This window comes from Lewinella cohaerens DSM 23179 (genome assembly GCF_000379805.1).
Classification (GTDB): domain Bacteria; phylum Bacteroidota; class Bacteroidia; order Chitinophagales; family Saprospiraceae; genus Lewinella; species Lewinella cohaerens.
On the sequence record NZ_KB903587.1, the window covers coordinates 230,014 to 244,295 of the forward strand.

15 protein-coding genes are annotated in these 14,282 nt (G+C 42.4%); 3 read left to right on the forward strand and 12 right to left on the reverse strand.

All coding sequences use genetic code 11. From position 1 onward, the window contains the following. Positions 1–42 precede the first annotated feature (42 nt). Entirely contained in the window at positions 43–432 is a 390-nt protein-coding gene (locus A3EU_RS0125360; RefSeq protein ID WP_020539002.1) for a hypothetical protein, read from the reverse strand. A 644-nt stretch (positions 433–1,076) separates the two neighbouring features. Next, complete coding sequence (locus A3EU_RS0125370) at positions 1,077–2,744, reverse strand: formate--tetrahydrofolate ligase (RefSeq protein ID WP_020539004.1); 1,668 nt, start codon at positions 2,742–2,744, stop codon at positions 1,077–1,079. Between the two features lie 366 nt (positions 2,745–3,110). Between A3EU_RS0125370 and A3EU_RS0125375 the strand changes: the two genes are divergently transcribed. Next, complete coding sequence (locus A3EU_RS0125375) at positions 3,111–3,968, forward strand: sigma-70 family RNA polymerase sigma factor (protein ID WP_020539005.1); 858 nt, start codon at positions 3,111–3,113, stop codon at positions 3,966–3,968. Between the two features lie 105 nt (positions 3,969–4,073). On the opposite strand, the gene A3EU_RS34415 is transcribed toward A3EU_RS0125375, so the two are convergent. Both A3EU_RS34415 and A3EU_RS0125385 read right to left on the reverse strand, forming a co-directional pair. Next, positions 4,074–4,226, reverse strand: coding sequence for a hypothetical protein (locus A3EU_RS34415; RefSeq protein WP_020539006.1), 153 nt, complete (start codon positions 4,224–4,226; stop codon positions 4,074–4,076). A gap of 74 nt (positions 4,227–4,300) precedes the next feature. Further along, a complete protein-coding gene (locus A3EU_RS0125385) occupies positions 4,301–4,777 on the reverse strand; it encodes a MarR family winged helix-turn-helix transcriptional regulator (RefSeq protein ID WP_020539007.1) in 477 nt (158 codons plus the stop codon). Between the two features lie 147 nt (positions 4,778–4,924). On the opposite strand from A3EU_RS0125385, the gene A3EU_RS0125390 reads away from it, so the two are divergent. Continuing rightward, positions 4,925–6,415, forward strand: a complete 1,491-nt coding sequence (locus tag A3EU_RS0125390; RefSeq protein ID WP_071596873.1) for a serine hydrolase — start codon at positions 4,925–4,927, stop codon at positions 6,413–6,415. Positions 6,416–6,418: 3 nt separating this feature from the next. Here the strand turns inward: A3EU_RS0125390 and A3EU_RS0125395 are convergent, their stop codons facing one another. Then, positions 6,419–7,174, reverse strand: a complete 756-nt coding sequence (locus A3EU_RS0125395) for a DJ-1/PfpI family protein (protein ID WP_020539009.1) — start codon at positions 7,172–7,174, stop codon at positions 6,419–6,421. 23 nt (positions 7,175–7,197) lie between these two features. Further along, a complete protein-coding gene (locus A3EU_RS0125400; RefSeq protein ID WP_083937575.1) occupies positions 7,198–7,719 on the reverse strand; it encodes a DUF2199 domain-containing protein in 522 nt (173 codons plus the stop codon). 200 nt (positions 7,720–7,919) lie between these two features. Here A3EU_RS0125400 and A3EU_RS0125410 point away from each other — a divergent pair, with 200 nt between their 5' ends. After that, on the forward strand, positions 7,920–8,135 hold the full coding sequence (locus A3EU_RS0125410) for a YgaP family membrane protein (protein ID WP_026211586.1): 216 nt from the start codon (positions 7,920–7,922) through the stop codon (positions 8,133–8,135). A gap of 235 nt (positions 8,136–8,370) precedes the next feature. Here A3EU_RS0125410 and A3EU_RS0125415 read toward each other — a convergent pair whose 3' ends face one another. From A3EU_RS0125415 to A3EU_RS0125440, 6 genes are all read right to left on the reverse strand, one after another. Beyond that, positions 8,371–9,120: an outer membrane lipoprotein-sorting protein gene (locus A3EU_RS0125415; protein ID WP_020539013.1), complete on the reverse strand. Its 750-nt coding sequence runs from the start codon at positions 9,118–9,120 to the stop codon at positions 8,371–8,373. Between the two features lie 142 nt (positions 9,121–9,262). Next, positions 9,263–10,537, reverse strand: coding sequence for an ABC transporter permease (locus A3EU_RS0125420; protein ID WP_020539014.1), 1,275 nt, complete (start codon positions 10,535–10,537; stop codon positions 9,263–9,265). Continuing rightward, positions 10,534–11,691, reverse strand: coding sequence for an ABC transporter permease (locus A3EU_RS0125425; protein WP_020539015.1), 1,158 nt, complete (start codon positions 11,689–11,691; stop codon positions 10,534–10,536). The genes A3EU_RS0125420 and A3EU_RS0125425 overlap by 4 nt, the downstream gene beginning before the upstream one ends. Beyond that, positions 11,688–12,401, reverse strand: a complete 714-nt coding sequence (locus A3EU_RS0125430) for an ABC transporter ATP-binding protein (protein ID WP_020539016.1) — start codon at positions 12,399–12,401, stop codon at positions 11,688–11,690. Before A3EU_RS0125430 ends, A3EU_RS0125425 begins: the two co-directional genes overlap by 4 nt. Before the next feature lie 26 nt (positions 12,402–12,427). Next, a complete protein-coding gene (locus A3EU_RS0125435) occupies positions 12,428–13,561 on the reverse strand; it encodes a hypothetical protein (protein ID WP_026211587.1) in 1,134 nt (377 codons plus the stop codon). An 11-nt stretch (positions 13,562–13,572) separates the two neighbouring features. Then, entirely contained in the window at positions 13,573–14,154 is a 582-nt protein-coding gene (locus A3EU_RS0125440) for a TetR/AcrR family transcriptional regulator (RefSeq protein ID WP_020539018.1), read from the reverse strand. Positions 14,155–14,282: the final 128 nt, after the last annotated feature.

Below are 14,282 nucleotides of genomic sequence, written 5' to 3' on the forward strand. Positions count from 1 at the left end.
TTTGAACCGTATGAGAGATTATAAGAACATATAAGTGTTTTTTTAGTTCTTGAAAACGCTCACTACACCACTTCCAACTTGATGCTGAAGTTGATATGTGTAATATATTTCTTGAGAAACATCATTAATCACGATTTTATCTATTCTCAAAAAGGTATTTATATTCCTCATAAATGTTTCCATAAAATCATAAATTCTTAGGTCAAAAGGCAAATCTAAGGTTCGAATAAAGTCACACCTTCCGTCCTCACAATGCCCCTCTTCTAATAATACGAATACATTATCATCTAGCATTAACTTCCTAACATCCTCATGGCTAAAAAGCGCTAAAAGTAAGTCTGGATCTAATTGGTTTGTGTGCTCGTATTGTGCAGAAAGTTGAGCTGGCAGTACAACCAGAAATAACACAATAAGCCTATACATTGCCTCCATTTGGTATTTTATTTAATAGCTGGCCTTCCGCAAGCAAAAGGTCAGTTAATCAAAAATTAAGCCCTATAATATATATCACTTTTAAAAAGATTACTGAAGTAAGAATTAGAGAGAAAATTAAGCCCAGGATATAAAGAAATTGCCTAGGATATTTCTCAATAGGAAAATTGAGATAATATTTTAAAAGTATTTCAACACCCCACCCTAGTGAATAGAAAAGATTTGCGCAGACACCATAAATTATTATAAAAATAATTGTCAAAGACAGGCCCAAAAACAGAATAGCATACAAATCCCTTAATACTAAAATCAACCCAAAAACAAACAATATTAAGTTGTACCATTTTCTTCTACTTTCCCACCATTCGACGCTTTCCATTATAGATTGGTTCACATCAAAAATGTCTGAATCTAGGATATTTTCATCTTTCATTTAATCAATCATTTCTATTTTAAGTCTGTTACTTTATTCTACTGTATATTCTCCAGGTCCACGATGTCGTTTGCCCTTATTCCATCGTTATCAACATACCTCAACAGCCACTAAGAACACATTTTTAATATAAGGCAAGAGTAACCAAACTCCTTTTCACTACGCAGCCACACAGGAATGAAACCCCATGCGGCTACGCAGCAAAAAGACGCTAAAACAAACCACTAATATTCCCTTCCCCATCAATATCGATGCGTTCGGAGGCGGGGTGAGCGGGCAGGCCGGGCATGCGCATGATGTTCCCTGTGATGGGGACCAGAAAGCCTGCGCCGGCAGCGATCTCAATTTGGCGAACGGTGATGGTGAAATCCTTGGGGCGGCCCAATAATTTGGGATTATCCGAAAGGGATTTCTGTGTTTTGGCAATACAGATCGCCAAGTGATCTAAACCCAGGTTACTGATGGTACGCAGATCGCGTCTGGCTTGTGCGCTATAATCGACATTTGCGGCACCGTAAATTTTGGTGGCAATGGCTTCGATTTTGGTTTTTACGTCTGATTCCCAAGCGTACGTGGGAGTAAAATCAGTGGTAGCAGCTTCGGCAATTTCGATGACCTTGGCGGCCAAATCCAGTGCGCCTTCTCCGCCTTTGGCCCAAACCTCGGCTATTGCAACGGCGACACCTAGGTCCTCCGCTGCTTTTTTTACCAGGGCAACCTCTTCATCGGTATCCGTAGTGAAACGATTGATCGCTACGACGGGTGTGAGATTGAATTGCTTAACATTTTCGAGGTGCTTCTCTAAGTTAGGCATACCATTTGCTAGGGCTTCCAAATCAGGAACTGTTAGCGCATCTAATTTGGCACCACCGTGGTACTTGAGAGCCCTAATGGTCGTCGTCACAACGATTGCCCGTGGAGAAAGACCAGCACTCTGGCATTTGATATCCAGGAATTTTTCGGCCCCGAGGTCAAGTCCAAAACCGGCTTCGGTAACGGTGTACTCAGAGAAAGTCATGCCCATGCGGGTAGCAATGACGGAATTGGTTCCCTGGGCAATGTTGGCGAAAGGCCCGCCGTGAATGATGGCAGGGTTCCCCTCTATGGTTTGTACCAGGTTCGGCTTGATGGCGTCTTTGAGCAAGGCCGTCATTGCTCCTTCCACTTTAAGGTCGCGAGCAAAAATTGGCTTTTTATCGAGGGTATAGCCTACGAAGATATTCCCCAAGCGTTTTTTCAAATCCATCAAATCCTCGGAAAGACATAAAATGGCCATGATTTCGGAGGCCGCTGTGATATCAAAGCCTGTTTCACGAGGCACGCCAGAGCCTGTACCTCCCAAGCCTACAATGATACGTCGTAGTGCCCGATCATTCATATCAATCACCCGTTTCCAGGAAATCGTACGGGCATCGAGCCCCAAAGTATTGGTTTTACTCTGAATGTTATTGTCAATAATGGCGGAAAGCAAGTTGTGCGCCTTTTCGATGGCGGAAAAATCTCCTGTAAAATGCAGGTTAATGTCTTCCATGGGGAGCACCTGCGAATAGCCGCCACCGGTTGCGCCACCTTTGATCCCGAAGACCGGGCCAAGAGAAGGTTCTCGTAAGACAACTGTCGTCTTTTTCCCCAAACGGTTCAAGCCTTCAGAAAGGCCGATAGACATGGTCGTTTTCCCTTCTCCTGCGGGGGTTGGTGAAATAGCGGAGACCAGAATTAGCTTGCTTGCTTTGCCACGTTCTTTATCAATTTTATCGAGAGGGAGCTTGGCTTTGTGTTTCCCGTATTGCTCAATATCATCTACAGCGATGCCAAGTTTTTCGGCAATTGCTGTAATGGGTTTGAGTGTCACCTGGCGGGCAATGTCCAGATCAGTCATGGTGGTTGGTTTTGGTTAGGAACAGCACGAAAGTAAAATGCGATTCTGTTTTTCATAATAGTTGAATAAACGATTCATTTCAAGAGTTTTAACTATTTGAAAAACCTAAAGAGACCTCGAAGAAGCAGCGAAGCTAATTGCATTTTATTTTCTGCGCAATACTTAAGCACACCAAGATAATATTTCCGATAGGTATAAAAAAAGAAACTAGAAAGAGTTCGTAAAAATCATGAATGACCAGTTTTTTTTATAAAGAAGCTATCAAAACCTCAAAGAAAGTGTCCTGAAAATTAGTTTTTACAAGTTTTTTTCCGTATAATAAAGAGTTCGGCACTCCCATCTTATACTTTAACATAAAACAATTAAATGCGAGCATTAACTATTGAACGTTCGATTACCAGACGTGATGAAAAATCACTAGAAAAATATCTCACTGAAATCGCCCGGCACGAAGTATTATCCCCGGAACAAGAAGTAAACCTTTTCAAAAATTTCCAGGCTGGCGATAGCACTGCACTCTCCAAGATTGTACAACACAACCTTCGCTTCGTTGTATCTGTAGCAAAACAATACCAAAATACCGGATTGTATCTAGGTGACCTTATCAATGAAGGAAACATTGGTCTTATCAAAGCAGCTCGGCGGTTCGACATCACCAGAGGTTTCAAATTTATCTCTTACGCTGTATGGTGGATTCGTCAGTCGATCATTCAAGCGATCAATGAGAAAGGACGGAAAATAAGAATTCCGCTTAACCACCACGCGTTATCTACTAAAATAAAGAAGGAACATTCAAGACTCCTACAACAAAACGAGCGAGAACCAAGTGTACACGAGCTTGCTCAACATACCGGATTCTCAGAAGACAAAGTCCGTAAAAGCCTGGAGTTTTCGCAGAAATGCCGTTCTATTGATTCTGCCGTTAAAGAAGGTGAGGACACTACCCTTGTAACCTTATTACAAGACCACAATACCCCTAGCCCTGACCACGACTTGGCTGTTTTAGAGTCTCAACAAAAGCAGGTAAAATTACTCTTGTCAAAACTGAGTCCACAGGAAGCGAGAATTATCGCTATGTACTACGGTATTGATAAAACGCACCCTATGTCTATGGATGATATCGGTGAACAGTTTGGCATCTCTCGTGAGCGGGTACGCCAGATCAAAAACAAGGTGATACGCAAGCTCCGTATTCGTGCCAGAGACTTACAGCCCGCCATGTAAGCCGCTAATTTTCATATAATTCTCGCAATAAAAAAAGCTTCCGTTTTCACGGAAGCTTTTTTTATTGCTTTATCACTGCTTGACTAAAGCCAAGCTTGGAATGAGCTATAAAGCCGCACAGCAGGTAACCTGTTCCCAATAAAACATATAGGAATAATCCTTACACTGTCTTTCTTTCCTTACAACTTTCCATTCTCTGTGAGCAACGCGTAATGTTTCTTTCTTCTTGGCGGTAGCAATCTTCTGCTGATCTGACATGCAAATATTTTTTTGATAAAATCTCTAACTACAACAAAGGTAACAAAAAATAGTTCCTATAGAAACTAAATAAGTTATTTCTTACCTATTTCTTTGGTTGTAATGATAGGAGAAGCATCTAAATCATCCGCATCCATAATTTGCACAAGCAGATCAATGTGCATATTCAGGCTTTCAATACGCTCCGGGGATAACTTATTCAAGCGGGCTGTTAATTTTTCTTGTAAGGTTGTCGGAGGATCTTTAAGTAGCTCTGCCCCTTTAGCTGTGAGGGTGATAAAAGTAGCCCGACGATCGCGAGGATTCCGCAAACGCGCTACCAAGCTTTTTTGCTCTAGCCTACTAATAATACCACTCATCGTACTCGCATTTAACTTCAGATAAGCCTTCAATTGGGAGGCCGTAGCCTTGTAGTCCTCTTGCTCTGACAGGTACTGCAAACTCATCAACTGCGGGATACTCACGCCAAACTGCTTCTCTATCCGCTTACTCTCCAGGTTGATAGAACGAATTATTTTACGCAGCTTAACGATAATTTCTAAATACTTCATAAGTGATTATAACCAGGTAGATAAAAGCCGAAAATAGGTGATAATCAATAAAACAACATGTTATCCGGCTGTTAAACGGTTTTTAAAATGACACTACTGGCTATTTATTCATCTACTTTGGACCTAATCAAAACCAAAAACATCACGATGAAAATCAAAAGCCTCGTTACCTTTCCTATCCTTCTATCGATTTTCATACTCTCCTGCACAGGCCAATCTAGTTCAAACAGGCCATCAACCGACACTAGTTCACAGAAGGCTGAACAGCTTGACAAACTCATTAGTACGTATACGAACTATGATCAGTTCAACGGCGCTGTTCTTATCTCCAATGAAGGCAAAGTCATTTACAAAAAAGGTTTTGGTTTGGCGAACATGGAATGGGACATCCCCAATGCTACAGATACGAAGCACCGTATAGCGTCTATTACCAAACAGTTTACTGCAATGCTAATTTTGCAGCTAGCTGCTGATAACAAACTAGACCTTCAAGCTCCTATTTCTACTTACCTCCCCAACTATCCCAAGGAAACAGCCGAACGCGTAACCATCCACCACTTACTCACTCATACCTCTGGTATTCCTGATTATGGCCGCTTTTCTAATTACCGGAGCTTTGAACGTGACCGCCACCGCCCACAGGAAATTATAGACCTGTTTGCAGACCTCCCCCTTGAGTCGACCCCTGGTGAGGAATACAGCTACTGTAACTCGGGCTATGTCTTACTGGGGGTGGTTATAGAGAACATCACCCAAAAATCCTACGCAGACGTATTACAAGAAAAGATCCTCACGCCACTTGGCATGGTTAACACGGGCTATGATTATCAATGGCCCCTACTAAAAAACAGGGCCTCTAGCTACTACTATACATGGGGGCAATATAGAAATACCAATTACCTGGACATGTCATTGCCTTACGCTGCAGGGGCTTTGTATTCAACGGTAGAAGACCTATACCTCTGGGATCAAGCTTTATATACAGAGCAGTTATTGCCACAAGCCTATCTTGATATGATGTTTCAAAAACACGCTGCTACACGTGGCCGCCATTACGGATACGGCTGGTTTCTAGGTGACTTACCTAAAGGCAGTACTGACGAAAAAGTAGCCTCCGTGAGTCACGGTGGAGGTATGGATGGTATTAGAACACTGATTACCCGTGTGCCCTCCAACAAATCCGCGATCATCTTGCTGAGTAACACGGAGAACAATGAGTTGAGAGAAATGACCATCGCCATCAATGGAATTCTTTATGATCAGCCTTATGATTTACCTAAAAAATCTATTGCGACTTCACTCTTGGAGGTTATAGAAAAAGATGGGACAGCTAAGGGAGTTGCTTTCTTCGAAGCAAAGAAAAACGACGACGGGTACTACATCGAGGAGCAAGAAATGGTCATCGCCGGATACCAGTTATTACAAAAAGACCAGGCGAAAGAAGCTGCAGTTGTTTTTGAGCTTGCTATCCAGGCATTCCCCAATGCCTTCAACGTTTACGATAGCTACGGAGAAGCACTCATGGCATTAGGAGAAAATGCCAAAGCCATCGAAAACTACCAGAAATCTATTGAATTAAACCCAGGTAATGAAAATGGCAAACGGAAGCTCGAAGAATTGGGAGTGAAGACAGAGTAAATACTACTTGTCCCAATTCTGCAGCCTATCCAGATACAAATAGGATGCTACAAACGCTCTATGCTCAGCGCTGGTCATCTTTTCAAGTAAGTTCAACGCAGTAATGTAACTCGCTAAATTTCCATTTGAAGAGCTGAACCTTCCGTCTTCTACGAAAGTGACCAAGCTATCATTCTCAACTTTCAAATTGGGGTAATCCTTTTGCAGCTGTTCGCCGCCGCCAATCCAGGTAACTATTCGTTTTCCATCTGCTATGCCTGAAGCACCAATCAACTGCGCTCCGGCGCAATTACTCACCACGTATTTGACTTCCTCATTTTTCTCAATGATGAATGCTACGATTGCTTCATTATGCACTTGTTCATACATATCGTAGGCACTCGGAATGAAAAGTGCTTCCAGTTTAGGGCTATTCTCAAAGGTATAATCCGGTAAGATTCGTATCCCCTCTTCCGTTGTTATTGGCTTTTCGGACTCCGCTATTGTAACCACATTAAAAAGACGTGTCCCATCTTCAGCCAACTTTGAGAACACATCAGAAGTTGCAATGACTTCACTCTGAAGAACACCATCGTACATCAACAAACCAATGGTTGGTAAATCTTCCTTTATTGGTCTAAAGTACTTTGATGAAGTATCCGTTTGGGGTTCGGATGGAGCAACACTACTGATTTCGGAATTTGCTTCTGCATTTTCAGAACCGCAACTACCAAAACCAATTGGCAACAGCAATAACAAAATGATTTTTAACTTACTCATCTATAGTCTGTTTTTAGAAATTCCTAAACGGGAAGCAAATGTAACAAGGCGCTATTGATAAGGCCAAGTTTATCCAATGTTATTCCCTCCTTAAAGTCTATAGCTAACTGGCTTTCGCCAATCAAAGAATGAATCTGTAACTCATCTTTCGTATTGTCATCTTGGCCTATAAAAAAGGACACTTCAAAGTCGTCTTTATGATCATAAAAAGGAATGGGATGCATAATAGTTCCAAAAACAACTATGGCCTCCTCTCTTCCAAATAGCTGCTTTGCTCTTAACAACTCTTTACTTTCCACCTTTACCCACACGTACATATCCAGTTGATCATCATCAGGATCATCAACTATTTTCACAGAAAGTAGCGATTCTACAACTGCGAAGGTTCGATTAATCATTACAATCCCTTTGCTAAGGATATCTAGTTGTGCCTTTTCTCGTCCTGCCAAGATATCGTTCACCAAATCAGGTTGCGGAAATTGAATCAGGCTTTGCAATTGATGCATCTCACCACATACCTGGCATTTATACTGATTATTCGTCATTCGATAGGCCTATTTAAAATCAGAGAAGGCCATCAAGTTACCACTACTATCACCGAGTTACGGCTTTTTACGGCAAACGATTCCATGGAAAAGACGAAGAACGATTTTTTCCAGCAAATTCAGTGATGAACGTCACTGACTCATTGGCGCTTTACCGCCTATCTTTAATTACATTTTACAAAACGCTAAAACTTGACAAAATGAAAAAGAATATGAGTAACATGGATCGCATGATCCGAGTGATTGTCGCCATTATCATTGCTGCGCTCTACTTTTCAGGAACGCTAACGGGAACATTAGGCATTATACTCTTGGTGGTAGCAGGCATTTTTCTACTTACCAGCCTTGTAAGCTTTTGCCCCCTGTATACACTTTGTGGTCTCAGCACTTGCCCGATTGATAAAACAGAAAGCTAAGTTTGACTTTCGGCATTCGCCGAAAGTAGTAGAAGGATCAAAGGTAGAAGGTATAGGGATTTGAAATGGAAGGAGGATAGCTACCGTTTAATTTCCAACTTCCACTTTTTTACGCTCTTGTTGGGAATTGATCCTTCTGCGTTTTCTGATCCCTGTACCATAGGCGCGCGAAGCAAGCCGTTTACTATTGGAGTGCCATCGATTAGAGTGCCCAAGGATGAGCATCTAGCTCCCTTTACATCCGCAATGACGCCTTACTAAAGATATGCTCAGGGATATCAGGGTTAAACTGAATGCTTAGTACAATGAAATCCGTTCCCTCGCCTGATTTTAGCATATCCTTATAGTTCATTTTCTTGGGAAACCATCTTCCGTCAATTTTAGCAACATCAGTCATGGTAACTCTTTTAAGGAGCTGTCCGCTCTTGGCGTAGAGTTCTTCTTTAAGGGGCACAAAACGCTCCTGGTCTACCCACATTTTGCGGCTGTCATACGCAACGTCCTCCACTTTCGCATTCAGTTCTAATATCCAGGTAGCCCTTCCGTCGATGGTTTCCGAACCCGTAACCTCTGCGTCATACATTTCTGTAAGTTTCCGGTCTTCCATCATGTCTTCATAACTGAGGTCGGACCCCATCACCGATTGCTTCAACATGTGTCCGGAAAGCTGGATACTACGGTCTGTATCTGGCGAATAAATCCAAAGCCTGTCTTCTAATTTCAGCATCTTCGTACCTTTCTCTTTGGCTGGTGCCAAATATTCGGAAAAAGACTTTTCATTTCCCATCGTGTATCCTATCGAACGGACCGTTCTGCTGTTTCTTCGCCCGTGAATCACCATTTCAGATTCGGTGATTTGTGAATCGGAAACTAAGTTAGCATCCACCTTTTCAATGATGGTTAAGGCATCGGGGTAGGTGTCCGTATTTTGGGCTGGTAGTAGCCCAAAACTTGCTAATAAAAGGAATGACATTAGATATTTCATATTGATTATTTTGGTTTGCTGACAAGAATGCGAATTTCCTGCCGGCCTAGTGATGTGCAGTAGCTGACGCGATAGCNGCAGGACCTTGGGCCGAGCGAATAGCAAGCTACGTAACGTAACGCCAGCCTCAGGCTGGAGGCTCCTACACTTCTAATTCTTTAAATAGCCTGGCGGTTTCTCTCTTGTAGATGCCAATTCCTGACAGCATATTTCCAAAGACCATCGCCAGCAAGCCAGGAATAAATCCAATAAAAAACAAACCAGGTGTAACTTTTGCACGCAATACAGATGGCATCAGCATGGTAGAATTATCCATGTATCCGCTTATGTCAATACCGACAACCTGCAAATAGTAGGCTACAGCCAAACCAATAGCCGTACCAACGATTGAACCAATGATTCCGATCAGCACGGCCTCCATAAGGAGTGAGCGATAAATCTGTCCCTTTGCTTCGCCTAGTGCTAGCCGAATGCCAAATTCCTGATACCTCCTGAGTCCTCCCAACAAGCCCGTATTCCATAGAACAATGGACATCGCAAAAACAAAAATGAATATAAAAATGCCCGACATCATGTTGGAATAATCCAGCATTGGCCCTAAGTTATTCTGCTCTCTCAGCGGCAACATGATCGGTGAAAATTCATCGTCATCCTTGGTGTGTTTTGCATTGAACTGCGCTGCCATTTCCTGCGTCTGATCGTCGTCGTATACGTTTAGCTTGGAAAAGCCAAGCAGTTCACCACTTGCGTCTTCCATGTCCAACATGTGCTGGGCATCAGAGATGTCTACAATTAATGCCCCTCTGTCCATCGACGCTGCTCCAAATCGAATAGTGCCGCTGACAATGAAGTTCTGAAAAGTCATACTACTGTTCATCGTCGTTCCAAAAAAGGTAACCTCATCACCTATTTTGACGTTCAGCTTTTCTGAAAAGTCATGCCCGATAAGTGCTTCCCCCTTCTTTGTAGGCATCGTTCCGGTCACCAGTGAACTTTCAATATTCAACCGTTGAGCTTCACGGCTATTGGCACCAAACAAATCCAAGGCTATGCCCGCTGCTGGCCCCTGGCCTTTGGTTTCTCCATTTTCATCAGGGACATCAATCAAGCCACCGAATTTGATACGGTTCACCCACTCCATTTGCGGAAAATCACTCCGGAGTGATTCCGTCAATTCATCTACCCCCAAGATGGCAAGGTCATTGGGCAACTGTTCCTTATTTTCAGCGTAAGCTTGGGTCATTACTTTCACATGCCCCGTCTCAAAGCGAGCATTCTGGTCGATCATGTCGCCAAAAGCGCCCTCCATATAAGCACTCAGCATAACCGTTAATGCCACCCCGATACTGACCACAGTGATGGGAAGTAGGCTACGGCTTTTGTCTCGCAATATTCCTTTTAATAGAAATTGTATCATTGCAGTTTTCCTTTTAGTGCTAAAACAGGGTTCATTTTCGAAATCTTCTTAGCGGGTAAAAAGCTCACTATCGTAGCGGCAACAACTACTAAAAGAATAGTTGTCAACACCAGTTGAATGCCAAAGACAGGGTATATCCGGTCTGCCAGAGCGATGCCAATATCTTGTGATGCAGCAGGAAAAGCTATTCCCGTTTTAGCTAAATAAGTGAAAAGAGGGATTCCCACAATACTCCCCACCACCATAGCCAGAAGACTATACATACTTCCCTCTACGGTGAATAGGCCAACGACCTGGCTTCGGGTCATTCCTAATGCGATGTAGGTGCCAATTTCTTTTTGCCGTCTAAACACAGAAAGTACTTGTGTGTCAAAGATGGCTAACAATGCGATGGCCAACAGTAACAAATACATGATAGACCCGCTAACTTTTTTCATCGCAATAATATCCGTCAGATCACTGAGCAACTCCTCCTGGCTCTGAAATTTCCATCCTGGAATATTGGTAGCCTGGAACTGCTCATTGGCAACAAAGAGTGTGGCATGATTTTGAAGCCCAGTCATGTCCCACAATTTTTGGATAGGAATCCAAATTTGCCCATTGTCAACAGTAGGCACATCGGTATCGAATACTTTAACGATGGTGATGTTAGCTGCATCGAATGTCCCGCCTTTGTCTCTCCATCGAAGCAACACTTCATCTCCTTCTTTAAGTTTGGCAGCATTCGCCATGTTTTCTCCTATCATAGCAGGTATAGCGGTGGTGCTTTCTTTAAGCGCCTGAATAGGAAGTTCAAGTGTAGATTGATTGACATCAACGCCTTTGAGCGCCACGGATAACATCCTTCCATCAGGGTAAACCGAGGCTTGACGAATCAAAATGGGAGTCAGATTCTTGCGTTGTTCCTCCTTCAAGGTACCATGTCCATCCAGGATAGTAAATGGGTCAAACGGGTCGTATTCGCTATTCAACAACTGTCCATACCCATATTCCCAAGCAATACTATCCCGCTTAGCTTGTTCATTCCAGCCATCGATCAGTCCATTATAGAAAATGATGATAATGAAGGAAAAGGATAATACGCCTACATTGAGCCAGGTCCGAAGACCAGCGCCCATTAGGTTTTTATAGGCCAATTGAAATGCTAGGTTCATCTGTTTATAATATTAGCTTCGATAATCTCATCTTCCTCTACAGCGCCATCGCGTAAATGAATGATACGTTCCAAGTACCCCATCACCTTTTCATCGTGTGTTGAAAACAGGAAGGTCGTGCCCAACTCTTCATTGAGTTGCTTCATGGTCTTCAGTATAGCGTGGGTGTTGGCCGCATCCAAGTTGGCAGAAGGCTCATCGGCAATGACGATCTCAGGTCTTTTCACCATCGCTCTGGCAATGGCTACGCGCTGCCCTTCTCCTCCTGAAAGTTTGTCCGGTTTTTTATCGGCCATTCCAGCCAAGCCTACCCATTCCAGCGCCTCCATGACCATTTTTTTTCTTTCTTCTTTACTATAATCCTGGAGGAGCAATGCAAATTCTACGTTCTCAAAAACCGTATAGACAGGCAGCAGATTATAAACCTGAAAGATGAAACCTATGTGTTTGTTCCTCAACAAAGCCGACTCCTGATGTGATAGATCAGAAATGTTTTTACCTAAAACAATGGCTTTCCCTTCTGTCGGAGAATCAAGGGAACCAATGATATTAAGTAAAGTTGTTTTACCAGAACCACTTGGCCCAACCAAACCAGTAAACTCTCCTCGCTTAAATTGAAGATTGATATTCTTCAATGCTGTAAACTCACCTTCCCCAACAGGGAAACGTTTGGTTACGTTTTCAATTATTATGACGCTTTCTTTATTCATATTCCTTAGTATTTACGTGCTATTTTTTAATGATTATAGACCGCCATTAATCGGATACCGGGCCCTGAGAATTGGTTAAACAATTCGTTTTGTTGAATACCTGGCTGTGTTGTCGGATTATAGTAAGCCATGACATAACCCGTTATTTTTTGGAATTCATGCTGATAGTTGAGGAAAAAAGATAAATCCTTTGACGCCCAATTGCAATAAACAACGGAGCTAAGATTGTCGAAAAAACCTAGCGGATAAGCCAGTGTTGCTGCTGTAATATTCCCTGTGTTTTCAAATTGAAACGCTTCCTGGCCGCTTGATATAAGTAGGTGTTCTGCAATGACATTCAAGCCATTGCCCAAGCCAATAGTATAGTCGACACCCACATTTAATAGTGTTTGATTGGTCAAAAATCCAACATCTTTGGATTTGTGTATATGTGCTGCTTCAAACCATAGTCCTACTTCTACATCCCATTTTCCGTCAATAGCTATCCGGTCTTCGGGTATCTTTTCAAATTGTGGGACAAAGGGCAGGTTTTCAGAGTTGGCCGTCCGGTGATGATAAGACAGCGCAATTTCTCCTCTAGGTACAGGATGCTGTATTCGACCACCCAGCTCAGGATGGTTTTTGTAAGTATTTACAGCATCGAATCCCCTTGTTTTTTCATTGCCATACAATGCCCAAACCCAAATATTGGTGTTGTTTAAAAAGTAGTACCGGCCCAATAATCCATAAACACCGTTGGTCAATTGCAATGGATCACGAGGATCTACTTGATTAAACCATTGAATAGGCCGGAGAATAGAAGCAGAACCAAAATCAATCTTTTGCAGGCCTGCTCTTAGTTCAAATTGATTGGAAGAATACCTCACCCAGATACGATAGGGATCAATGTTTCCATCTTCATGTGAAGCATTGAATGGATGAAATAAAACAGATCCCGAAATATTTGCGGAGGCTTCAAAATCTAAGGTTTTGGTAGAATCAAGAGAAAACCCATAGCTGAATTCCGGAATATACCGCCCGCCTAAAAAAACATCCAACTCATTATCAGGACTGTAGCTCCCGAGTAGCGAGAGCTGACCATCATACACTACTTTGTTTTGCCCAAACAAACCGATGGGCACTGCAAAAAGTAAAATGATTATATGTCTGCTAATTCTCATTCTCAGATGGCTTAAGGCAAGATTCCATAAAAGAAAAAATTGGTTAATTCCATGATCAGGTCTTCCGGTTTTTCGTACATGGCCAACAACTCTTCATCCCTGGCTTTTTTGTCTAAATCGTTCAAAGTGTACAGCAAGAAAGACAATTTCAGGTCCTTCCGAATCCAGCCTTTCTCTTGTGCCTTTTTCATGTCTCGCATGATCCTTTCACGGCCTTCCTCTTGGTATTGCTCTATTAAACTTTGTAAGCTACTGTCCTCATTTTGGTAGATGTCTTTTAAGAACTCTTGACTTATGCCCTTCGATTCTTCTCGCTCTAAAATCACCAGCTCTACTATTTTGGCTGGAAAAGCGATATCCTGATTCATTATCTTTTCATACCGACTTGTGCTATGCTCCACTACCTTCGTTAATACATGCTGGGCAATCTCATTCTTATTACTAAAATTTCTGTAAAAGGTCATTTTACTAACACCCGCCTCTTTACAAATTTCTTCAACGGTAACCCTGCGAATGCCATGCTTCCAGAAAAGTGCTTTGGCGCTTTCTGTGATCGCTTGAACTCCCTTACTTGTTTTCTTAGTTGCTGGCATACTCGTCCATGATTGTTACTAAATACAATACAATGTTACGGATATTGCACCAATAATACAATATTCGTAACAAAATATAATATTAGAAACTTTTGGCGATAGCTCACCGAATCGGCCAAAAGACTCCA

Coding starts and splice junctions, on each gene's coding strand:
- A3EU_RS0125415 (WP_020539013.1), bottom strand. CDS start 9,120: ATGAAATATCTAATGTCATTCCTTTTATTAGCAAGTTTTGGGCTACTA.
- A3EU_RS0125400 (WP_083937575.1), bottom strand. CDS start 7,719: ATGACGAATAATCAGTATAAATGCCAGGTATGTGGTGAGATGCATCAA.
- A3EU_RS0125440 (WP_020539018.1), bottom strand. CDS start 14,154: ATGCCAGCAACTAAGAAAACAAGTAAGGGAGTTCAAGCGATCACAGAA.
- A3EU_RS0125420 (WP_020539014.1), bottom strand. CDS start 10,537: ATGATACAATTTCTATTAAAAGGAATATTGCGAGACAAAAGCCGTAGC.
- A3EU_RS34415 (WP_020539006.1), bottom strand. CDS start 4,226: ATGTCAGATCAGCAGAAGATTGCTACCGCCAAGAAGAAAGAAACATTA.
- A3EU_RS0125395 (WP_020539009.1), bottom strand. CDS start 7,174: ATGAGTAAGTTAAAAATCATTTTGTTATTGCTGTTGCCAATTGGTTTT.
- A3EU_RS0125435 (WP_026211587.1), bottom strand. CDS start 13,561: ATGAGAATTAGCAGACATATAATCATTTTACTTTTTGCAGTGCCCATC.
- A3EU_RS0125430 (WP_020539016.1), bottom strand. CDS start 12,401: ATGAATAAAGAAAGCGTCATAATAATTGAAAACGTAACCAAACGTTTC.
- A3EU_RS0125360 (WP_020539002.1), bottom strand. CDS start 432: ATGGAGGCAATGTATAGGCTTATTGTGTTATTTCTGGTTGTACTGCCA.
- A3EU_RS0125370 (WP_020539004.1), bottom strand. CDS start 2,744: ATGACTGATCTGGACATTGCCCGCCAGGTGACACTCAAACCCATTACA.
- A3EU_RS0125385 (WP_020539007.1), bottom strand. CDS start 4,777: ATGAAGTATTTAGAAATTATCGTTAAGCTGCGTAAAATAATTCGTTCT.
- A3EU_RS0125410 (WP_026211586.1), top strand. CDS start 7,920: ATGAAAAAGAATATGAGTAACATGGATCGCATGATCCGAGTGATTGTC.
- A3EU_RS0125425 (WP_020539015.1), bottom strand. CDS start 11,691: ATGAACCTAGCATTTCAATTGGCCTATAAAAACCTAATGGGCGCTGGT.
- A3EU_RS0125375 (WP_020539005.1), top strand. CDS start 3,111: ATGCGAGCATTAACTATTGAACGTTCGATTACCAGACGTGATGAAAAA.
- A3EU_RS0125390 (WP_071596873.1), top strand. CDS start 4,925: ATGAAAATCAAAAGCCTCGTTACCTTTCCTATCCTTCTATCGATTTTC.